This is a genomic window from Mesorhizobium sp. WSM4820, assembly GCF_055811075.1.
The window spans coordinates 1-314 of the sequence record NZ_JBVVQN010000103.1 but is presented as its reverse complement, the minus strand read 5'-3'; the positions used below and the strand labels follow the sequence as shown (position 1 = coordinate 314).

1 protein-coding gene is annotated in these 314 nt (G+C 54.1%); it reads right to left on the bottom strand.

The window, feature by feature from the left end:
* Positions 1-173: YjiS-like domain-containing protein (locus AC0L2R_RS33900; RefSeq protein WP_473514136.1), on the bottom strand; the 173-nt coding region annotated here is incomplete at its 3' end.
* Between the last annotated feature and the right edge of the window lie 141 nt (positions 174-314).

The window sequence follows — 314 nt, the reverse complement described above, 5'->3', positions numbered from 1 at the left end:
ATACCTATGTCCGCCAGATCACGATCCGATAGTCGGTGTAGTGCGTGTTCGGTCTCGCTCCGTTGCCACCAGCCCACAACGACGGAGGCTCCGAACCTCAAAGCTGGTAGCTTCGTCAGAAGGCCGCGGGTAAGGCGCTCCGGGATTTCGGCTATTTGGAATTCCAGTGTCATGACCTTCGTCCAAGTTGTGCTGAGTTAATGCCAACCTAGTGAATTGCCGTCAGACGTGTTATCGGCAGTCTGACAAATTATGTCTCTGAGCCGCCATGATTGCCCGCGACAACCTGATCAACGTTCATTTGCCGGAAGACG